Origin of the sequence: Tessaracoccus lapidicaptus, from assembly GCF_001693815.1 — a bacterium.
Classification (GTDB): Bacteria; Actinomycetota; Actinomycetes; order Propionibacteriales; family Propionibacteriaceae; genus Arachnia; species Arachnia lapidicapta.
This window is the reverse complement of record NZ_MBQD01000020.1, coordinates 50140-70641: the sequence shown is the minus strand read 5'-3', so window position 1 is coordinate 70641 and position 20502 is coordinate 50140. Positions and strand designations below refer to the sequence as shown.

General features: G+C 70.9%; 15 protein-coding genes. 5 read left to right on the top strand and 10 right to left on the bottom strand.

Features of this window, described 5'->3' with window-relative positions; translation table 11 throughout:
• Positions 1-27: 27 nt before the first annotated feature.
• Entirely contained in the window at positions 28-1332 is a 1305-nt protein-coding gene (locus BCR15_RS05650) for an RNA polymerase sigma factor (protein ID WP_176715190.1), read from the bottom strand.
• Between the two features lie 255 nt (positions 1333-1587).
• Here BCR15_RS05650 and BCR15_RS05645 point away from each other — a divergent pair, with 255 nt between their 5' ends.
• Entirely contained in the window at positions 1588-2520 is a 933-nt protein-coding gene (locus BCR15_RS05645) for a sigma-70 family RNA polymerase sigma factor (RefSeq protein WP_068751221.1), read from the top strand.
• 60 nt (positions 2521-2580) lie between these two features.
• Here BCR15_RS05645 and BCR15_RS05640 read toward each other — a convergent pair whose 3' ends face one another.
• From BCR15_RS05640 to BCR15_RS05620, 5 genes are read right to left on the bottom strand one after another with little or no spacing between them, the layout of a single operon-like run.
• On the bottom strand, positions 2581-3420 hold the full coding sequence (locus BCR15_RS05640; protein WP_068751220.1) for an acyl-CoA thioesterase: 840 nt from the start codon (positions 3418-3420) through the stop codon (positions 2581-2583).
• 17 nt (positions 3421-3437) lie between these two features.
• Entirely contained in the window at positions 3438-7247 is a 3810-nt protein-coding gene (gene hrpA / locus BCR15_RS05635; RefSeq protein WP_068751219.1) for an ATP-dependent RNA helicase HrpA, read from the bottom strand.
• The gene (locus BCR15_RS05630) at positions 7244-8116 is read right to left on the bottom strand and encodes a universal stress protein (RefSeq protein WP_068751218.1); all 873 of its coding nucleotides are present in this window, start codon (positions 8114-8116) and stop codon (positions 7244-7246) included. The genes hrpA and BCR15_RS05630 overlap by 4 nt, the downstream gene beginning before the upstream one ends.
• Before the next feature lie 17 nt (positions 8117-8133).
• Positions 8134-8529 carry a pyridoxamine 5'-phosphate oxidase family protein gene (locus BCR15_RS05625; protein ID WP_061620375.1) on the bottom strand — a complete coding sequence of 132 codons (396 nt, stop codon included), beginning with the start codon at positions 8527-8529 and terminating at the stop codon, positions 8134-8136.
• Between the two features lie 52 nt (positions 8530-8581).
• Positions 8582-9478, bottom strand: coding sequence for a T3SS (YopN, CesT) and YbjN peptide-binding chaperone 1 (locus BCR15_RS05620; protein WP_068751217.1), 897 nt, complete (start codon positions 9476-9478; stop codon positions 8582-8584).
• Positions 9479-9545: 67 nt separating this feature from the next.
• On the opposite strand from BCR15_RS05620, the gene BCR15_RS05615 reads away from it, so the two are divergent.
• The 3 genes from BCR15_RS05615 to BCR15_RS05605 are packed head-to-tail and all read left to right on the top strand — an operon-like array spanning position 9546 to position 12161.
• Positions 9546-10451 carry an AEC family transporter gene (locus BCR15_RS05615; RefSeq protein ID WP_068751216.1) on the top strand — a complete coding sequence of 302 codons (906 nt, stop codon included), beginning with the start codon at positions 9546-9548 and terminating at the stop codon, positions 10449-10451.
• Between the two features lie 48 nt (positions 10452-10499).
• A complete protein-coding gene (locus tag BCR15_RS05610) occupies positions 10500-10985 on the top strand; it encodes a DedA family protein (protein WP_228383419.1) in 486 nt (161 codons plus the stop codon).
• Between the two features lie 30 nt (positions 10986-11015).
• Positions 11016-12161 carry a magnesium and cobalt transport protein CorA gene (locus tag BCR15_RS05605; RefSeq protein WP_068751215.1) on the top strand — a complete coding sequence of 382 codons (1146 nt, stop codon included), beginning with the start codon at positions 11016-11018 and terminating at the stop codon, positions 12159-12161.
• Between the two features lie 24 nt (positions 12162-12185).
• On the opposite strand, the gene ilvD is transcribed toward BCR15_RS05605, so the two are convergent.
• Both ilvD and BCR15_RS05595 read right to left on the bottom strand, forming a co-directional pair.
• Positions 12186-14021 (bottom strand): dihydroxy-acid dehydratase, encoded by a 1836-nt coding sequence (gene ilvD / locus BCR15_RS05600; protein ID WP_068751214.1) that lies wholly within the window; start codon positions 14019-14021, stop codon positions 12186-12188.
• A 223-nt stretch (positions 14022-14244) separates the two neighbouring features.
• Positions 14245-15042 carry a sulfurtransferase gene (locus tag BCR15_RS05595; RefSeq protein ID WP_068751213.1) on the bottom strand — a complete coding sequence of 266 codons (798 nt, stop codon included), beginning with the start codon at positions 15040-15042 and terminating at the stop codon, positions 14245-14247.
• Between the two features lie 90 nt (positions 15043-15132).
• On the opposite strand from BCR15_RS05595, the gene BCR15_RS05590 reads away from it, so the two are divergent.
• A complete protein-coding gene (locus tag BCR15_RS05590) occupies positions 15133-17067 on the top strand; it encodes an oxidoreductase (RefSeq protein WP_068751212.1) in 1935 nt (644 codons plus the stop codon).
• Positions 17068-17091: 24 nt separating this feature from the next.
• Here the strand turns inward: BCR15_RS05590 and BCR15_RS05585 are convergent, their stop codons facing one another.
• The gene (locus BCR15_RS05585; RefSeq protein WP_068751211.1) at positions 17092-17502 is read right to left on the bottom strand and encodes a pilus assembly protein CpaE; all 411 of its coding nucleotides are present in this window, start codon (positions 17500-17502) and stop codon (positions 17092-17094) included.
• Positions 17503-17638: 136 nt separating this feature from the next.
• Positions 17639-20491 carry a vitamin B12-dependent ribonucleotide reductase gene (locus BCR15_RS05580; protein WP_068751210.1) on the bottom strand — a complete coding sequence of 951 codons (2853 nt, stop codon included), beginning with the start codon at positions 20489-20491 and terminating at the stop codon, positions 17639-17641.
• Between the last annotated feature and the right edge of the window lie 11 nt (positions 20492-20502).

The following is a 20502-nucleotide window of genomic DNA, read 5'->3' as shown; positions in this document are numbered from 1 at the left end:
TCCGGGCGGGCTAGCCCGCGGAGTCGCCTAGTCGAGGTAGTCGCGCAGCACCTGCGAGCGCGACGGGTGGCGCAGCTTCGACATCGTCTTGGACTCGATCTGCCGGATCCGCTCGCGGGTGACGCCGTAGACCTTCCCGATCTCGTCGAGGGTCTTCGGCTGGCCGTCGGTGAGCCCGAACCTCATGCTCACCACCCCGGCCTCGCGCTCGCTCAGCGTGTCGAGGACGTCATTGAGCTGCTCCTGCAGGAGCGTGAAGTTCACGGCGTCCGCGGGCACGACGGCCTCGGAGTCCTCGATCAGGTCGCCGAACTCGGAGTCACCGTCCTCACCCAGCGGGGTGTGCAGCGAGATGGGTTCGCGGCCGTACTTCTGGACCTCGACGACCTTCTCCGGCGTCATGTCGAGCTCGACCGCCAGCTCCTCGGGGGTAGGTTCCCGGCCAAGGTCCTGCAGCATCTGGCGCTGGACCCGGGCGAGCTTGTTGATGACCTCGACCATGTGCACGGGGATGCGGATGGTGCGCGCCTGGTCCGCCATGGCGCGGGTGATGGCCTGCTTGATCCACCACGTCGCGTAGGTGGAGAACTTGTAGCCCTTGGTGTAGTCGAACTTCTCCACCGCGCGGATGAGGCCCAGGTTGCCTTCCTGGATGAGGTCGAGGAACAGCATGCCGCGCCCCGTGTAGCGCTTGGCGAGCGACACCACGAGGCGCAGGTTCGCCTCGAGCAGGTGGTTCTTCGCGCGGCGACCGTCCTCGGCGATCCACTCGAGGTCCTCAAGGTCCTCGGGCGACACCGGCTCGTCGACAGAGTTCAGCCGCTCTTCCGCGAACAGGCCCGCCTCGATGCGCTTCGCGAGCTCGACCTCCTCGACGGCGTTGAGCAGGGCGACCTTGCCGATCTGCTTGAGGTAGTCCTTGACGGGGTCCGCGGTGGCACCGGCGGAGACGACCTGCTGTTCGGGCTCGTCGGCGTCGTCGGAGTCCGAGAGCGCGAAGCCCTCCTCCTCGACGAGTTCCTTCGCGAGCGGGGCAGCGCTGGCCTCGTCGAACTGGGCGTCGTCCACCTCGTCCAGGGACCTTTTCTTGCCGCCCACCGTGAGGACCACGTCCTCACCGTCACGTTCGAACTGCACCTCCACCTCCCCGGTGGTCGCATCCGCGATGGTCGGGACATCCGCCTTGGCCGCCTTGCCGCGGCCCCTCGATGCCCGGGGCGCGGCCGGGGCCTTCGCCGCGGCCGTTGTCGTGGCCTTCGCCGCCGGCTTTCCGGTGGCGGCGGGCCGGCGGCTGCGGGTGGGCCTGCCCGTTCCTTCAGCGTCCTGGGTCACGGTGGTCCTCTCGGCGGCAACGATTTCAGCGCGTGCGTCGCCCCGCCTTAGTCAAGGGTGACGCGCCGTCCATTCTTGCACGGCCCGCCAACCCACTCAAACGGCCCTCGGGGTAGGCCCTGACCGCGGTCGGGGTCCGCGGGTCCCGGCGTACGACCCCGGGATGATTTCGCGAATCGATCAGCGCATGTGGGAACCCCGGCGGCGTCCCGTGCGTTGTTGTGGGTGACGACTTCATGAGGAAGGTCTGCACTGATGATCACGACTGTACGCACTCGCAGCACTGACGGTATCGACGGCAAGGACGCGGTGGGGCTCTACCTGGACGCCATCGCGAAGACCCCGCTGTTGTCGGCGGTCGACGAGGTCGACCTGGCCCGGCAGATCGAGGCGGGCCTCTACGCGCAGCAGATTCTGTCCGGGGCGGCGGAGAGCGACACGGACGCGTCGGAGGACGAGTTGCGGGAGATCGCCGCGGTGGGCGAGCAGGCCATGCAGCGCTTCGTCCAGGCGAACCTGCGGCTCGTCGTGTCGGTGGCGCGGAAGTACGGGCGCTCCCAGATGCCGCTCCTGGACCTGGTGCAGGAGGGCAACACCGGCCTGATCCGCGCGGTGGAGAAGTTCGACTACACCAAGGGCTTCAAGTTCTCGACCTACGCCACGTGGTGGGTGCGTCAGGCGATCTCCCGCGGCATCGCGCAGCAGGGCCGGATCGTGCGGCTCCCGGTGCACGTCGCCGAGCAGGTCAACCAGGTCTCGGCGGTGCGCCGGAACCTCGAGCGGCAGCTGGGGCGGGAACCCGAGCTGGCGGAGATCGCGGACGAGCTGGGGCTCGAGGAGCACCGGATCGTGGACCTGTTGCGCTACTCCCGCGACCACGTCTCTCTCGACGCGCCCGTCGAGGCCGACGGCGACACGGCCCTGGGCGATCTGATCGCGCGCGAGACGGCACCCGGGCCGGACGAGATGGTCCTGGACGCCGAGGAGCGCGCCCGCCTCGAGGGCATGCTGTCGGAGCTCGATGAGCGCTCGCAGGATGTCGTCCGGCGCCGCTACGGCCTCGTCGACGGCCGCCAGGCCAAGCTCGCCGACATCGGCGTGCACTGGGGCATCACCGCCGAGCGCGTGCGCCAGATCGAACGACAGGCGCTCGCCACGCTGCGCGCCAGCCAGGGCCTCGCCGCCTGACGCCCGGCCCACGAACCAGCGGCCCTCTCCCCCACCCCCGGGGAGGGGGCCGCTGCCATGTCAGCCCAGGACCCGGATGAGGCCCTCCTGCGCGCACGACGCCACCGCCGTGCCGCCCTGGAACAGCCGACCCATGGCGAAGCCGCGCGCGTGCGACGCCGACGGCGACGTCATGTCGTAGAGCAGCCACTCGTCGACCCGCACCGGCCGATGGAACCACATCGCGTGGTCGATGGAGGCGGCCTGCATCGCCGGGGACAGGAACTCCACCTCGTGGGGCACCGTCGACACGCTGAGGAGCGTGATGTCGGACAGGTAGGCCAGCACCGCGGAGTGGAGCAGCGGGTCGTCGGGCATGGGCTCGCGCGTGCGCACCCAGGCCTTCATGTTGCCGCCGCCCTCGACCAGGTCGGGGCGCGCCGCGAGCCGCACGTCGAGGGCGTCCCATTCCGACACCAGCCGGACGCTGGCCCCGAACCGGCGCTCCAGCACCTCGTGCAGCGAGGGACACGACTCGGGCGCCGCGACGTCGGTCGGCTGCGCGGCCGAGTGGTCGAGCCCGTCCTCCGGCTCCTGGAACGACGCGGTCATCTGGAAGATGACGGTGTCCCCCTGGCGGGTGATGACGCGGCGGTTGCTGAACGTGTTGCCGTCGCGCATGACCTCGACCTCGAAGTCGAGTGGCCGGTCGATGGCCCCCGGCCGCAGGAAGTACGCGTTGAGGGAGTGCACGAGCCGCTCGTCGGGCACCGTCCGAGCGGCCGCGACGAGCGTCTGCCCCAGCACCTGGCCCCCGAACAACCTTTGCAGCAGCGTGTTGGGATGCGGCCCGCGGAACCGGTTCTCCCCGGTGGTCTGCAGGTCGAACAGGGCGGTCAGCTCGGCAACGTCCTTCGGCACCCGCCCATCCTGCCACCTCAGGAGGCGTGCCGGATCGCCTGCCGGATGCGCTTGGCCGAGATGGGGACCGCGGTGCGCAGCTGCTGCGCGAACAGACTGATGCGCAACTCCTCGATGAGGAACGCGATCTCCTCCACCGGCGCCGACAGCGGCCCCGCCGGCTGGGCGGCGGTCAGGTCCGCGTACAGGTCCTCCGTCTCGTCCACCTCAGCCCGGAGCCGGGCGTCGCGCGCCGGGTTCGCCAGGGCCGCCTCGATCCGCGCGACGGCGCCCTGCGCGTACCGCGGCAGGTGGCCGAACCAGGGGTCCGGGGTGGCGGAGATGAAGCGGGGGAAGAACAGGTTGTCGAGCTGGGTCGTAACATCACGGCGCACCGGATCCGCCTCGGCCATCGACCCCAGCAGCAGCCGGGCCCGCGTCAGCGACGTCAGGGCCTGCGCGACGGTCGCCACGACCTGACGGGTGCGGCCCGGGCACTCCTGCCGCACGGCCAGGGCGACGCGGGCGTAGGCCTCCTCGTCGCGGACCTCGACGACGGGGCCCTGCTCCGCGGCGAGCTGCTCGCCGGCCTTCAGCCACGCGTCCGCGAGGAGTTCAGGGACGCTGGGGTAGGGCGAGTTGGCGAGCGCGAGCTTCTCGTCGCGGCCGAGGTGCCCCACGACCCACTTGACCGGGTCCGGGTTCGTGAGCGTCAGGAGCCGGCGCACCCCCAGCACGTGGGAGCGGTCGGCGGTGGCGGGCGCGTCCAGGACCCGCAGCCCGACCGTGGACCCTTCGTCGACGAGCGCCGGGTAGCCGATGACGCCTGCGGCGACCGTGATGCGCCGCGGCACGGCGCCGAAGGTCCAGCTCCGCTGACCGGTGCGGGCGAGGTCGCCCGCCGACCGCGTCAGTTTCGCGGCCACCCGCGGCGCTAGGCGCTCCACGAGGGCGTCGAGGTCCGCCCCGCGCGCCACCTCGCGGCCGTTGTCGGTGACGACGAACGTCGGCCGCAGGTGGCTGCTCAACGCCTCGGGGCGGAAGTCGCCGGGCGCGACGACGGTGCCGGTGAGGGCGGTCAGCGTCGAGGCGAGAGCCTCGCTCAAGGAACCTCGGCCCACGAACCCGCGCTCCGCCATGTGGTCGAGCGCGCGGCGGGCGTAATCCGGTGCGGGGACGAAGCTGGTCCGCTGGGCCTTGGGCAGGGTGCGGATCAGCTCGGTGATGAGTTCGCGACGTAGCCCGGGTACCTGCCAGCTGAACGGCGCGCCGTCGAGTTGGTTGAGCAACTCCAGCCGGACGGTGACCGTCACGCCGTCGCCGCCCGCGCCCGGGTCGAACACGTAGCGGATCGGCAGCCGGTGCTGCCCGACCAGCCAGTGGTCGGGGTAGTCGTCGGGGCGCAGCGCGTCCGCGTCGACGACCGCGTCGTCCAGCGTGAGCCGCGGCCACTCTGCTGGCGGGAGCCCGCGCAGCCAGCGGTCGAACGTGGCGCCCGAGACGACGTCGCCGGGCACCCTGGAGTCGTAGAACTCGAACAGCGCCTCGTCGGAGATGAGCAGGTCGGGCCGACGCATCCGGTCCGTCAAGGTGGTCGCCTCGTCCAGGACGCCCCGGTTGGCGGTGACCAGCTTGTTGCGGGTCTCCCACTCCCCCTCCACGAGCGCGGAGCGCAGGAAGATCTCGCGGGCCTCGGCCGGGTGGTCGGCCGCGTAGTTGGTGCGCCGGCCCGCGACGATGGGCACCCCGAAGAGGGTGAGGCGTTCGCTGGCGATCACCGTGGCGGTCCGCTGCGACCACCGCGGCTCGGAGACCGTCCGCGTGAGGACGTGACCCCCCACGGCCTCGATCCACTCGGGGCGCACCTCCGCGACGGTCCGCGCCCACAGCTGCGAGGTCTCCACGAGCTCGAAGGCCATCACCAGCGGCGGCGTGCGCCGGGCGAGGGACGAGCCGGGCTGGATCGCGAACCTCGCCCCGCGTGCGCCGAGATACATCGTCAGCGGACGCCTCTTCCCGGGCGTGGGCTTGCTCTTGTCCACCTCGGCCAGCCCGACGTTCGACAGCAGGCCGGTCAGCAGACAGGTGAGGACCTCCGACATGGGCCCCGATCCGGAGGTGTCGAGGTCCAGTTCCCGGACCGCCTCCTTCAGCTGCGACACCAGGTCCTCCCACTCCCGGAAGCGGACGAAGCTGAGGTACTCGGCGCGGCACATGCGGCGGAACGCGCTGCCCGACAGCTCGCGGCGACGACGCCGCAGGTAGGTCCACACGTTGAGGAGCACCTCGAAGTCGCCGCCCTCAAGCGGGGCCGCGGCGGCCGCCTCGGGCCGGGTCCCGGTGTGCACCGTGTGTCGGGCCGGCTCCGCGGAGGGAGCGGGCTGCTCGGGCGCGGGGTCGTCTCCGGACCAGAATCGGCGGTGCAGCTGGTCGGCCTGGGCCTGGAACTCGGCGGGGCGCTCGCGGACGTCGGGCACGGTGAGTCCGGCGACGAGGATCAGCACCGTGCCGAGGGTGCGCCGCCGGGAGCCCTCGACGAGCATCCTGCCGAGGCGAGGGTCGACGGGGAGCCGGGCCAGCATGCGCCCCGTGCGAGTCAGCCGGACGTGGTCGTGGCGCTTGCGCGGATGCAGGGCGCCCAGCTCGGTGAGGACGCGCACGCCGTCGTTGATCTGCGACAGCACCGGGGCTTCGACGAAGGGGAAGTTCTCGACGTCGCCCAGGCCGGCCTGCGCCATCAGCAGGATGACAGTGGCGAGGTTGGTGCGCAGGATCTCCGGCTCCGAGTACAGGGGACGCGACGCGAAGTCCTCCTCGCTGTACAGGCGGATCGCGATGCCCGGGCCGAGGCGCCCGCATCGCCCGGCGCGCTGATTGGCCGACGCCTGGGAGACCGGCTCGATGGGGAGGCGTTGCACCTTGGTGCGGGCTGAGTAGCGCGAGATGCGCGCCGTCCCCGTGTCGATGACGTAGCGGATCCCCGGGACGGTGATGGACGTCTCGGCCACGTTGGTGGCGAGGACCACGCGGCGCCCGCCGTGCGGTTGGAACACGCGCTGCTGGTCGGCGGCGGACAGGCGGGCGAACAGCGGCAGGACTTCCAGGCCGGTGCCCAGCTTCTCGACGGCGTCCGCGGCGTCACGGATCTCCCGCTCCCCGCTGAGGAACACGAGGATGTCTCCCGTGGCCGACTCCGTGACGATCTCCTCGACCGCGCCCACGATCCCGTCGATCTCGTCCTCGTCCTCGTTGAGCGGCCGGTAGCGCGTCTCCACCGGGTAGGTGCGCCCTGACACCTCCACGACGGGGGCGTCGTCGAAGTGCGCCGAGAACCGCGCGGTGTCGATGGTCGCCGACGTCACGATGACCCGCAGGTCCGGGCGCGCCGGCAGCAGCTGCCTGAGGTAGCCGAGCAGGAAGTCGATGTTGAGGCTGCGCTCGTGCGCCTCGTCGATGATGATCGTGTCGTAGCGGCTGAGGCGCCGGTCGTGGGTGAGTTCCGAGAGCAGGATGCCGTCGGTCATCACCTTGATGCGGGTCTCGGCCGACACCTTCCGCGTGAACCTGACCTGGTAGCCCACGAAGTCCCCGAGCTCGACGCCGCATTCGGCCGCGATCCGCTGTGCCACGGTGCGCGCCGCGATGCGCCGCGGCTGGGTGTGCGCGATGCGCTCCCTGCCTGCGAGCAGGCAGATCTTCGGCAGCTGAGTCGTCTTTCCCGATCCGGTCTCACCCGCCACGACCACCACCTGGTGGTCGCGGATCAGCGCGGCGATGCGCTCCGCCTCCACCGCGATCGGCAGGGACGGATCGACCTCGACTGTCGGCGCGGTGTGCGCGTCCGTCATCGAGTGATGTAGAGCGGGCACTCGGCGTGCGCCATGAGCCCGCGCAGCAGACCGCCGAGCCCGAAGCCCGGCAGGTGCGACTCGCCCACCCCGAGCACGAGCAGGTCGTAGTTGGCGCTGCGGGTCACCAGTTCGTTGATGGGGCTGTCCGCCGCCACGATGACCTCGTAGCGGACACCCGGGTGCTGCAGCGCGAGCTTCTCCGCCAGTGCCTCGATGCCTCCCTTGGCGAACCGGACCTGCTCGTCGAGCTGAGTCGGACTCAGCTTGCGCGCGAACAGTCCGACGGGGGGCTGGATCGCGTGCACGACCTCGAGCGGCGCGCCGAGCCGCTCGGCCTGGACGAAGCCGGCCTCCAGCACCTTCTCGGAGCCGGGCTCGGTGGTGAGGCCGACCCCGACCAGGCCCTTCTCGCCCACCGGGTTCGGGTGCGCCGCCGCGGAGATGACGACGACGGGGCACGACGCGTTGGCCACGACGGCCACCGACGTCGATCCGACGAACATGCGCTCGAGCCCGGTGGCGGCGCGCCGGCCGACGACGACCAGGTCCGCGACCTCGCTCAGGCGCGACATCACACCGCCGGGCGACCCCATGACGACCTCGGTGCGGATCTTGTCCTCGGTGAGTCCCATGCCGAGCGCGACGTCCTTGGCCTGCTCGTTGGCGGTGACCCCGGCGGCCTGCAGGACCTCGGGGTCGTAGACGACGCCCCAGGCGCCGGCCATCAGGGTGTCGTCGACGGCGTTGACGAGCAGGAGTTCACCGCCGTAGCGCAGCACGGTGCCCGTTCCGAAGCGGACGGCGCGCAGGCCGTCGTCGCTGCCGTCGACGCCGACGACCACCAGGGGTGAGGTGCGATCGGTCATGGTGGACTCCTCTCGATTCACTTCTTCTGGCCGGACACGACGCGCCCCGCGATGGAGGCGGCCGTGATGGCGAGCCCGACGGTGCCGTCGAGCCAACTGACGCTCGACACCTGGCGGTCCGCGGGCCCGCTCTCCCCGCGTACCAGCACGGACCAGCCCGTGGCGGTCTCGGGATCGATCTCGTCGACCTGGAACGCGACCTCGGTGCGCTCCGCGAGGCGGGCGAGGAAGGACTCCTCCGAGGTGTGGAAGACGATGGACCGCTCGACCAGGTGGTAGTTGACCGGGACGACCGAGATCCCGTCGGGCGCGAGCCACGCGATGCGGCCCACGTCGCCCTCCGCGAGCAGCGCCCAGCACTCCTCGGCGTCGAGTCGCGTGAAGTAGCTCACCGGCAGGGGATCGGTCGTCATGTCTCCCACTCTAGTGCTCGGGGCCGTCCGGCGGGCGCCGGTGCGCCGCGCGTCAGAACGTGGTGCGGCCGCCGAGCTTGGTGGCGAGGTCGTCGTCGATGCCGTCCGCGATCTGGCTGAGGTGGGCCAGTGCCTGGTGCAGGTGCGCCGGGACGAACGGTTGCGCCGGCACGGTCAACTGCACGAACACGCGGTCGCGGTGGAGCGCGAACCTGCCGAAGCGGGTCTCCACGTTGAGGTCGTTGAGGACCTCGCACGCCCGGGACCGGCCCTCGACGTCGTGGACGAGGGCGGAGAAGAGCAGGAGTTCGGCCGCGTCGGTGGTGCTCCGCAGGAACACCATGGTGGAGCCGACCCGGATGGCCACGTCGCCCACCTCGTTGCGCAGCGGCGGGTGCCCGAAGACGCGGCGCAGCTCGTCGTCGACGAGCGAGTCGAGTTCCGGCCGGGACCCGGGCATGACGGCGGTCTCCTCCCGCGACAACTTGCGCGGCGTGAGCGGGGTCCAGGCCGCCTCGCCCTGGAGGATCTCGGCGAGCTGGTCCGGGTGCAGGAACACGGGGTGGAGGACGCCGAACACCGACGTGAGCGTGGCGGACGCGAGCGCCGCCAGGCCCGACGACGCCTCCTGATCGGCCTCGGCGTGGAACTGGGGCGCCGCATCGGTGGGCTCCTCCCAGCCGAGTGCGCGCAGCTGCTCGGCCTCGGCGGCGGTCGCGCGGCCCGCGTCCGATCCGGTCACGAACGCCGTGATGCTGCCGGGGCGCACCATCGAGAAGCGGAGGCCCGGGCGGGTGGGGATGTCGTCAGGGCCGGCCGCGGAGATCGTCAGATCCGCGGTGGCGTCCATGACGGACAGCACCTCGTCCAGGCGGAGCGTGAACTCCTCCCATGCGTGCCGCTGCGTGGCGTCGAAGTCGAAGTCGCGGTAGTCGGCCATCTCGGTCACCTCCCTGGCCGTCAACCTAGCAAAGCCCGCGACGCCCCACGAGCGGTCGCGCCCTAGGCTGAGGGCCATGTGGGCGGCGCTGGAGGGATTCGCGACGATCGGGATCGTGATCGCCGTCGGGTACCTGCTCGCCAGGTTCTCGGCCGTGGACCGCGGGGCGCAGAAGGCGCTGGGCGACGTGGCGTTCGTCATCGGCCAGCCCGCGGTGGTGCTGGTGGCCGTGTCCGGGGCAGACCTCGACCTCCTCGTCGGCCCCCACGTCGCGGTGTTCGGCGCGGCGTGCGTGGTGAGCGGCGTCGGGTTCGCCGTCGTGTCCTGGCGGCGCTGGGCGTCCGGGCGGGCCGAGGGGGCGATGGGGTACCTCGCCACCAGCTATGTCAACGCCGGCAACCTCGGCATCCCCGTGTCGGCGTTCGTGCTCGGCGACCCGGCCTGGGCGGCCCCGGCGATCCTCCTGCAGGTGCTGCTGCTGCAGCCGAGTGCGGTCGCGGTGCTGGAGTCGTCCCCGGTGGGGCGCGGCCGCTCCGTCGTGCGGAGCTTCGGGACCCACCCGTTGGTGCTGGGCGGGCTGACGGGGCTCGCGCTCAACCTCACCGGCTGGCAGCCCCCGCCGGTGCTGTGGGGCCCGACCACCCTCCTGGCGGACCTGGGCATCCCCGCGATGCTGCTGGCGTTCGGGATGTCGCTGCACGCCAGCCCCCTGCCGCGACACCTCTCGGCGCGCTCGGTGGCGGCCATCGCGACGAAGACGGTCGTGGTGCCCGCCGTCGCGCTGCTCATCGGACTCGCCGCGGGCGTCAGCGGCGCGTCTCTGCGGGCGGCCGTGGTGCTCGCCGCGCTCCCCACGGCGCAGGTCGTGTTCGTGCACGCGATCCGCTACGGGGTCGGGCTGCAGCTCGTCCAGGCCACGACCCTGTGGTCGACCGCCCTCAGCGTGCCGATCATCGTCGCGGTCGGGGCGCTCCTGGGCTGACGGGTAGACTGGGCCGACCTCCCCCGCCCGGAACGGAAGAGACCGCCCGTGTTCGACCCCACCTCGTGGAACGCACCGTTCGCGGTCGTGGTCGTCGCACTGTTCGCCATCGTCATGGCCCGCGCCAACGCCACGTACTGGCTCGGCCGGGGCCTCGCGGCGGGCGCCGAGCGCACCCGCTGGCAGCGGCTCCTCAGCTCCCCGCACTACGCGAGCGGTGCCCGGTGGCTCAACCGGTGGGGCGCCCCGGCCGTGTCGCTCTCGTTCCTCACCGTCGGGATCCAGACGATGGTCAACCTCGCGGCCGGCGTCACCCGGATGCCGCTGCGGCGCTATCTGCCCGCGGTCACCGTCGGCTGCATCATCTGGGCGTTCATGTACGGCACAGTCGGGTTCATCGGGTGGTACGCCGTCGTGCGGCTCTGGGAGCGGTCCCCCGCCCTCACGGTGGCCGTGCTCGCGGCGGGCGTCGCCGTGGTGGTCTGGGTCGTCACGCGGCGCGACCGAGCCGAGGCAGTGCCGGCCGCGGAGTAGGCTCGGCCCGGGAACGGACCGGGAGGTGCCATGGCGGAGCAGAGCAGATCCACCGAGCGGCTGCTGCGGACGCTTCGCCGACGCACCGGCGCAGCGGCGTCCGGCGCCGTCGAGGAGTCTCCGGCCGGGGCTGCTGACGCCACCGCGCCGCGCACCAACCCCATCGTCGACGCCGGCATCTACGTCGCGGGGCGGCGCATCGCCACGCCCACCAGCTTCGACGAGGCCTTCCGTCTGCTCGCCGCGCACCCGGACGCCTTCGCCTGGATCGGGCTCTACCGCCCGCGCCACGCCGAGATGGAGGCGGTCGCGGCGGAGTTCCACCTCAGCCCCCTCGCCGTCGAGGACACCCTGACGGCGCACCAGCGGCCCAAGTTCGAGCGGTACGAGGACACGCTGTTCCTCGTGCTGCGCGCCGCCCGCTACATCGACCGCTCCGAGACCGTCGACTTCGGCGAGGTGCACGCCTTCGTCGGCGACCGCTTCGTCATCACGGTCCGGCACTCCGAGACGCCGGACCTCACCCGAATCCGCCGGGAACTGGAGTCGACGCCGTCGATGCTGGCGAAGGGGCCCAGCGTGGTGCTGCTGGGGCTCTTGGACGTGATCGTCGACGACTACCTGCCTGTCGTGCTCGGCATCGAGAACGACATCGACGAGATCGAGACGCAGGTGTTCACCGGCAGCTCGCGGGTGTCCAAGCGCATCTATCAGCTGTCGCGAGAGGTCATCGACTTCCAGCGCGCCGTGCGGCCCATCAAGCAGATCATCGACGGCGTCCGCGGCGACCGGGTGTTCGCCAGCGCCGGGGAGCGCCGCCGCCAGGAGTTGCGCGACATCGAGGACCACGCCATCGCCCTCATCGAGCGCGTTGACGTGCTCCGCGAGACGCTCAAGGGCACGCTCGACCTGCACATCTCGCTGCAGGCCCAGCGCCAGAACGAGGAGGTCAGCCACATGACGGCGGCGAGCCTTAAGCAGGCGGAGGACTCCCGTCGCATCGCGGCGTGGGCCGGTGTGCTGTTCGTCCCCAGCCTCGTCACCGGCACCTACGGGATGAACTTCGCCCACATGCCGGAACTGTCCTGGGCGTGGGGCTATCCGTTCGCGGTGGTGCTGATGCTCCTCACGGGCGTCGGCATGTACACCGTGTTCAAGCTCAAGGGCTGGCTGTAGGCCGGCCCTCCCCGCGGCGGCGGGTCAGCCCAGCTTGCGGGCGGCGCCCTTGTCGGCGGACTGCGCCAGCATCCCGAAGATCTTCAGCGCCGTCGACACCTCACGCTCGCGTGCCTTCGGCGCCCACCCGGCGGCGTCCTGGGCGGCACGCCGGGCGGCGAGGGTCTCGTCGTCCACGTTGAGGGTGATCGAGCGCTGCGGGATCGAGATGGTGATGGTGTCGCCGTCCTCGACCAGGCCGATGGCACCGCCCGAGGCAGCCTCCGGGGACACGTGCCCGATGGACAGGCCGGAGGACCCGCCGGAGAACCGGCCGTCGGTGATCAGCGCGCACTGCGGGCCGAGGCCCAGCGCCTTGAGGTACGACGTCGGGTACAGCATCTCCTGCATGCCGGGGCCGCCCTTGGGGCCCTCGTACCGGACGATGACGATGTCGCCGGGCTGGATGCGCTTGCCGAGGATGGCCTCGACGGCGTCGTCCTGCGACTCGGTCACCACCGCCCGGCCGGTGAACTCCCACTGGGCTTCGGGCACTCCTGCGGTCTTGACGATCGCGCCGTCGGGGGCCAAGTTGCCGGTCAGGACCGCCAGGCCCCCGTCAAGGGTGTAGGGGTGCTCGACGGAGCGGATGCAGCCGTTCTCGCCGTCGGTGTCGAGGGTGTCCCAGCGGTTGGTCGACGAGAACGCCTCCGTGGTCCGGACCCCGCCCGGGGCCGCGTGGAACAGTTCGACCGCCTCCGGCTTCGCCTTCCCGCCGCGGATGTCCCAGTCGTCCATCCACTGCTGCAGCGACGGCGAGTGGACGCAGGAGACCTGGGCGTCGAGCTTGCCACCGCGGTGCAGTTCGCCGAGGATCGCGGGGATGCCGCCGGCGCGGTGCACGTCCTCCATGTAGTACTTCGGCGAGTTCGGCGCCACCTTCGCCAGGCACGGGGTGACGCGGGAGATGGCGTCGATGTCGGCCATGGTGAAGTCGACCCCGGCCTCCTGCGCGGCGGCCAGGAGGTGCAGGACCGTGTTGGTGGAGCCGCCCATGGCGACGTCGAGCTTCATGGCGTTGGAGAACGACGCCTTTGTGGCGATCGACAGCGGCAGCACGGTGGCGTCCTCGTCGTCGTACCAGCGGCGCGCGAGCTCGACCACCAGCCGGCCGGCCTCCTGGAAGAGGCCCTTGCGGGCCGCGGCCGTGGCCAGCGTCGAGCCGTTACCCGGCAGCGCGAGCCCGATGGCCTCCAGCAGGCAGTTCATCGAGTTGGCGGTGAACATGCCGGAGCACGAGCCGCACGTGGGGCAGGCGTTGGCCTCGATGCGGTCCAGCTCGTCGTCGGAGACGTTGGGGTCAACCGCCGAGACCATGGCGTCGACGAGGTCGAGCGATCGCACGACGCCGTCCTTGACGACCGCGCGGCCGGCCTCCATGGGCCCGCCCGAGACGAAGACCGTGGGGATGTTGAGCCGCAGCGCCGCCAGGAACATCCCGGGGGTGATCTTGTCGCAGTTGGAGATGCACACCAGCGCGTCGGCGCAGTGCGCGTTGACCATGTACTCCACGGAGTCGGCGATGAGCTCGCGGCTGGGCAGCGAGTAGAGCATGCCCCCGTGGCCCATGGCGATGCCGTCGTCGACGGCGATCGTGTTGAATTCGCGGCCGATGCCGCCGGCCTCGGCGATGGACTCGGAGACGAGCTTGCCCATGTCGCGGAGGTGGACGTGCCCGGGCACGAACTGCGTGAAGGAGTTCGCCACCGCCACGATCGGCTTGCCGAAGTCCGAGTCCGTGATGCCGGTGGCCCGCCACAGGGCGCGTGCGCCCGCCATGTTGCGGCCGTGGGTGGTGGTGCGGGACCGGAGTGCCGGCATGGGGATCCTCCAATGGCGTGGACGTACCCGGCCAAGGATACCGGGCGCGGCGTTGCCGGCCCGCTGCTGTCTTGCCGGTTACGCTCCGGGTCGCCCGACGGGGCCCGGCCTCGCCCACGGGCGCCCTCGGCACGCCGAAAGGACGGCGTGCCTTGCCCGACGCCCGGCCCACCGCGACCGGGCCCCGCCGGTCACCCCTGGGCAGTGCTCACCGGGTGCGCGGCTACTCCCCCGTCGCGACCGGGCGCGAGGTGTGGCTGTACTGGCTCCACGATCCCGAGTACAGCCGCCCGCGGCCGAGGCCCGCGTACTCCATCGCGATGAGGTTGTGGCACGCGGTGATCCCGGACCCGCAGTAGGAGATGACGTCGGCCGCGTCGTCGACGGCGACGAACCGCGCCCGCAGCGCCGCCGGGCTGAGGAACCGGCCCTCCGCGTCAAGGTTCCCAGTCATCGGATAGCTGCGCGCGCCGGGGATGTGGCCGGCCTTGGGGTCGATCGGCTCGGACTCGCCCCGGAAGCGCTCCGCGCCGCGGGCGTCGATGACGAACGCCCCCTCGGAGGCGTCCTCGATGTCGGCGAGCGCCTCGTCCGGCCAGGACCTGACGGCGAACTCCGCTCGCGGGCGGCGCGGCACCTCGGTGGTCAACTGTCCCTCCCACGCCTGGAGGCCCCCGTCGAGGAGAGCCGCCTCCCTGCCCAGGATCCGCAGCAGCCACACCAGGCGTCCCGCCATGGCGCCGCCGGCGTCGTCATAGGCGACGACCGTGTCGGTGTCACCGATGCCGAGATGGGCCAGCCCCTCCGCGAACGTCGAGGGATCCGGAAGCGGATGACGCCCGCGGGCGGCCGACGGCGGGCCCGCCAGCACATCGTCCATCGGCACGAAGACCGCACCCGGCAGATGACCGGCGGCGTAGGCGTCGGCGCCCGAACGGCCGTCGAGGTAGTGCCGCACGTCGGCGACGACAGCGTCCGGGTGGGCGGCCAGCCACGCGGAGTCGACAACAGGAGGGATCACGCGCGCCAGCCTACGCCCAACCGACCCCGGTCAATGCGCACAGAATGTCCGGTCATAGTCTCGGATGACGACCTCAAGGAGGAGGATCCCATGACCGGCTTCACGCACCTGCTCTCACCGATCACGATCGGGGGGCTGACCCTCGACAACCGGCTGCTCATGACCCCCATGGGCACCGAGCTCGGCACGCACGACGGCAGGTCCACGCCCGCCGAGGCCGCCTACTACGCTGCCAGGGCCGCCGGGGGCACCGGGCTGGTCATGACGGGCATCAACTTCGTGTCGGGCACCTTCGACCCCATCGCGCCGGGGCTGGCGCGCATCGACACCGACGAACACACGCCCGGCATCGCCGCCATCGCTGACGCCGTCCACGCCGCGGGGGGCAAGCTGGCCCTCCAGCTCACCATGGGCCTGGGGCGCAACAACCAGTACTGCCAGAGCCTCGGCATGGAGCCGCGCTCCGCATCCGACAACACCTGGGTCTTCGACCCCACGATCGTCTGCTCCCCCCTCACGGTCGAGGAGATCGCCCAGATCATCGCCGACACCGGCGAGGCCGCCCGCCGCGCCCACGAGGCCGGCGTCGACATGATCGACATCCACGGCCATACCGGCTACCTGGTCGACCAGTTCATGAGCGCCTGCTGGAACCGTCGCACCGACCAGTACGGCGGCTCAGTGGAGAACCGGTGCCGGTTCGCGGCCGAGGCCATCACAGCGGTCAAGCGCAACGCGCCGGGGGTTCCGGTGAGCTTCCGCATCTCGGTGGACCACCGCTTCCCGGGCGGCCGCACCGCGGAGGAGACCATCCCGATCGTGCAGGAGTTGGAGCGGGCCGGTGTCGATCTCCTGCTCTGCGACGAGGGTTCCTACGAGGCCATGGACTACGTGTTCCCCCCGTACTATCTGGGCGACAACTGCATGGTGGGCGCGGCGGAGGCCGTGAAACCCCACGTGAACATCCCGGTGGCGGCCTGCGGCAACATCACCCCCGCCGGCGGGGAGGAACTGCTGGCCCGCGGGGCGGCGGACATGATCGGCATCGGCCGCGGCCTCATCGCCGACCCCGACATCGTCGCCAAGATCCGGGCCGGGGAGGAGTCACGGATCCGGCCCTGCATCCGCTGCAATCAGCTCTGCACCGGTAACGCGTTCAACGGCAAGGCGCTGGGCTGCGCCGTCAACCCGGAAGTGAGCCACGAGTTCGAGTGGCGGCTGACGCCGGCCGACGCGCCCAGGCAGATCCTCATCGTCGGCGCCGGACCTGCGGGGCTCGAGGCCGCGCGGGTCGCCGGCCTGCGGGGGCACCGGGTCCACGTCTACGACAAGGGTGACCACCTGGGCGGTGTGCTCTACCCGGCCGCCACGCCGGACTTCAAGCGGGAACTGCGCAAGATGATCGACTGGTGGGAGGGCGAACTGGCACGCCTCGACAACGTCGCCGTCCACCTCGGCCACGAGATCACGGCGGACTCACCCGAGCTGGCCACCGCAGGCGAGATCATCGTCGCCACCGGCTCCACGCCACTGATCCCGCCCATCCCAGGCATCGACAAGCCGCACGTCATGGAGGTCATCGAGGCCCACGCCGGAGGCCGACCCGGTCACCGGGTGGTCGTCTGCGGAGGCGGGCTGTCCGGCGCGGATCTCGCCTTGGAGCTGGCCGAGGACGGGCACGAGGTGACTCTCGTCGAGATGGTCGACGAGATCGCGCGCGACATGTTGTTCCTCAACCGGATCTCCCTGCTGCGCTCCCTCGCCGAGAACCGGGTCCGGGTCCTCACCGGTTACACCGTCCGGGAGGTCACCGACGACGGGGTGCGCGCGGCCGGCCCTGACGGCGACGTCGTCCTCGAATGCGACACCGTCGTGACGGCGTTCGGCGTCCGGCCGGCGACGTCACTGCCCTCCGCTCTCACTGCCGCCCTGGGGGCGAAGGTGCACGCGGTCGGCGACTGCGTGTCGCCGCGGAAGGTCGGCGACGCCATCAACGACGCCTACGTGCTGGCGTACTCGATCTGATCCCGACCGCTGTCGCGGCGCCGGTCACCCCGCTGCCGCGACCAGCGCCAGCAGGGCCTCGGCGTAGGCCTCGGCGGCGTCCGAGGCGATGAAGGCCCGCGGCGGCTGCCCGGGGATCTCCACGACCACGGAGAACTCCCCCGACGCAGCCCGCGACATCGACCGGAAGGTGCCGCCGAGCAGCTCGCGCAGCTGATCCTCACGGGGCAGCCACAGCGCCTTGCTGGCGGGGAGCGAGTCGAGCGCCCACTCCGTCGTGCCGTTGAAGGCAAGCAGCGTCCCCGACGGGTATTCGCGGGCCTCGACGACCATGTTGGCCAGCGTGAACACCTCATCGGCCAGGTCGGCGGCACGCACCACGAACCGGTCCCCCTCTCCCGGGTGCCAGGCGACACCCGCCCGGTCGAGGCGTTCGGCGGTCGCAACCGAGATCATCTGGCTCCTCGTCGATGTCAGTGGGTGGTGCTGCCATTGTGCCCAGCGGCGGCAAACGCCGGGGCGGACAGCGAGGGCGCCGGCCCTGAGGCCGACGCCCTCGCGTCACGGTGTCCCGGTGGACCCGGCTACCGGATCAGCTGCAGCCGCTGGTGGAGCCACAGCCCTCGCAGACGTAGCACGAGCCGCTGGGGCGCATCTTCGTGCCGCACGTCATGCACAGCGGGGCGTCGACCTCACGCCCGGTCAACGACTCCATCAGCTCCGCCGTCGTGCGGGCGGTGCCGAACTCGGCCGGGGCTGGGGCGTCGATGAGTGAGGGCTGGCGGGCGCCGTCGACCTTGAAGTCGTCTCCGGCGTCGTTGCGCAGGGACACGGCCTCCGGCATCGCGGCCTCGTCCTCCTCCGACAGGTAGGAGCCGGTCTCCACGTACCGGGCGCGCTCCGAGGCGGTGTAGATGCCCAGTTCGGCGCGGTCGTCGAAGCTGAGGTAGTCCAGCGCCAGGCGGCGGAAGATGTAGTCCATGAAGGACTGCGCGATCCGGATGTCCGGGTCGTCGGTCATGCCGGCCGGCTCGAACTTCAGGTTGGTGAACTTCTGGACGAAGCTCTCCAGCGGCACGCCGTACTGCAGGCCGATCGACACCGCGATGGAGAACGCGTCCATGACGCCGGCGAGGGTCGAGCCCTGCTTGCCGAGCTTGAGGAACACCTCACCGATCCGGCCGTCCTCGTAGGCGCTGGAGGTCATGTAGCCCTCGGCGCCGCTGACGGAGAAGCTCGTAGTGCGCGAGGCGCGCGACTTGGGCAGCCGCGCCCGCTTCGGGCGGTACTCGATGCGCACCTCGGGCTCGGCCTTCTTCTCCTCCTTGGTCTCCTTCTTCCCGTCGGAGAGCGGCTGGCCGACCTTGCAGTTGTCGCGGTAGACGGCCAACGCCTTGAGGCCCAGCTTCCAGCCCTGCAGGTAGACGTCCTCGATCTCCTCAACCGTCGCCGTCTCCGGCAGGTTGACGGTCTTGGAGATGGCGCCCGACAGGAACGGCTGCACCGCGGCCATCATCCGGACGTGCCCCATCGGCTTGATGGCGCGGGCGCCCATGGCGGTGTCGAACACCTCGTAGTGCTCCGCGGCCAGGCCGGGAGCCCCGATGACGTGTCCGTTGGCGGAGATGAACTCGACGATGCCGTCGATCTCCTCCGAGCTGTAGCCGAGCCGCTTCAGGGCGCGCGGGATGGTCTGGTTGACGATCTGCATGGAGCCGCCGCCGACGAGCTTCTTGAACTTCACCAGCGAGAAGTCCGGCTCCACGCCGGTGGTGTCGCAGTCCATCATGAAGCCGATGGTGCCGGTGGGCGCCAGGACCGACGCCTGGGCGTTGCGGAAGCCGTTGCGGGCGCCGAGCTGCACCACGTGATCCCATTCGCGGGAGGCCACGGCATGCATCTGCCGGTCGTCGGGCAGCACACGCAGGTCGTCGTTGGCGGCCTGGTGCTTGCGCATGACCCGCTGGTGCGCCTCCGCGTTCTCCGCGTACCCGTTGTAGGTACCGACGATGCCCGCCAGCTCGGCGGAACGACGGTAGGAGGTGCCGGTCATGATGGACGTGATCGCCGCGGCGGTCGAGCGGCCGCCGTCGGTGTCGTAGCCCTTGCCCATGGCCATGAGCAGCGCGCCGAGGTTGGCGTAGCCGATGCCCAGCTGGCGGAAGTTGCGCGTGGTCTCGCCGATCGACTCGGTCGGGAAGTCCGCGAAGCAGATCGAGATGTCCATCGCGGTGATGATGAGCTCGACGGCCTTGACGAAGAGCTCGGCGTCGAAGGTGCCGTCGGCGCTCAGGAACTTCAGCAGGTTGAGCGAGGCCAGGTTGCACGACGAGTTGTCCAGGCTCATGTACTCCGAGCACGGGTTGGAGGCCGTGATGGGGCCGGTGACCGGGTTGGTGTGCCAGTCGTTGATGGTGTCGTGGTACTGGATGCCGGGATCGGCGCACTCCCAGGCCGCCTGCGCGATCTTGCGGAACAGGCCCTTGGCGTCGACCTCCTCGATCACCCGGCCGTCCATGCGGGCGCGCAGCCCGAACTTGTCGCCCGCCTCCACGGCGTTCATGAACTCGTCGCTGACGCGCACAGAGTTGTTGGCGTTCTGGTACTGGACGCTCGTGATGTCCTTGCCGCCGAGGTCCATGTCGAAGCCGGCGTCGCGGAGCGCGCGGATCTTGTCCTCCTCGCGGGCCTTGGTCTCGACGAACTCCTCGATGTCCGGGTGGTCGACGTCCAGCACGACCATCTTCGCCGCGCGGCGGGTGGCGCCGCCCGACTTGATGGTGCCCGCGGACGCGTCGGCGCCGCGCATGAACGACACCGGCCCGGAGGCGGTGCCGCCCGAGCTCAGGAGCTCCTTCGACGAGCGGATCCGCGACAGGTTCAGCCCGGCGCCGGAGCCGCCCTTGAAGATGAAGCCCTCCTCCTTGTACCAGTTGAGGATCGAGTCCATCGAGTCGTCGACGCTGAGGATGAAGCACGCGCTGACCTGCTGGGGCGAGGGGGTGCCCACGTTGAACCAGACCGGCGAGTTGAAGGAGAAGTACTGGTTGAGCAGCATCCAGGTGATCTCGTGCTCGAAGATCTCGGCGTCATCCTCCGAAGCGAAGTAGCCGTACTCCTGGCCCGCCTTGCGGTAGGTGCGCACAACACGGTCGATGAGGGTCTTGAGGCTGTCCTCGCGCTGCGCGGTGCCGAGCGCGCCCCGGAAGTACTTCGTGGTGACGATGGTGGAGGCGTTGACGCTCCACGACGACGGGAACTCGACGCCCCGCTGCTCGAAGACGGTCTCGCCCGTCTTCCAGTTGGTCTGGACGACGTCGCGCCGGTCCCACTCCACCTCGTCGTACGGGTGGACGCCGGGCTTGGTGAAGACGCGCTCGATGACAAGGCCCTTCCCCTCGCCCGTGGCCTTGCGGCGGGTGGCGCGTGCAGCTGTCGCGGTCATGATCTTCCCCT

What these genes read in the sequence shown, in the direction of transcription:
- BCR15_RS05645 (WP_068751221.1), top strand. Translation starts at nt 1,588, where the DNA reads ATGATCACGACTGTACGCACTCGCAGCACTGACGGTATCGACGGCAAG.
- hrpA (WP_068751219.1), bottom strand. Translation starts at nt 7,247, where the DNA reads ATGACGGACGCGCACACCGCGCCGACAGTCGAGGTCGATCCGTCCCTG.
- BCR15_RS05630 (WP_068751218.1), bottom strand. Translation starts at nt 8,116, where the DNA reads ATGACCGATCGCACCTCACCCCTGGTGGTCGTCGGCGTCGACGGCAGC.
- BCR15_RS05625 (WP_061620375.1), bottom strand. Translation starts at nt 8,529, where the DNA reads ATGACGACCGATCCCCTGCCGGTGAGCTACTTCACGCGACTCGACGCC.
- BCR15_RS05615 (WP_068751216.1), top strand. Translation starts at nt 9,546, where the DNA reads ATGTGGGCGGCGCTGGAGGGATTCGCGACGATCGGGATCGTGATCGCC.
- BCR15_RS05605 (WP_068751215.1), top strand. Translation starts at nt 11,016, where the DNA reads ATGGCGGAGCAGAGCAGATCCACCGAGCGGCTGCTGCGGACGCTTCGC.
- ilvD (WP_068751214.1), bottom strand. Translation starts at nt 14,021, where the DNA reads ATGCCGGCACTCCGGTCCCGCACCACCACCCACGGCCGCAACATGGCG.
- BCR15_RS05590 (WP_068751212.1), top strand. Translation starts at nt 15,133, where the DNA reads ATGACCGGCTTCACGCACCTGCTCTCACCGATCACGATCGGGGGGCTG.
- BCR15_RS05585 (WP_068751211.1), bottom strand. Translation starts at nt 17,502, where the DNA reads ATGATCTCGGTTGCGACCGCCGAACGCCTCGACCGGGCGGGTGTCGCC.
- BCR15_RS05580 (WP_068751210.1), bottom strand. Translation starts at nt 20,491, where the DNA reads ATGACCGCGACAGCTGCACGCGCCACCCGCCGCAAGGCCACGGGCGAG.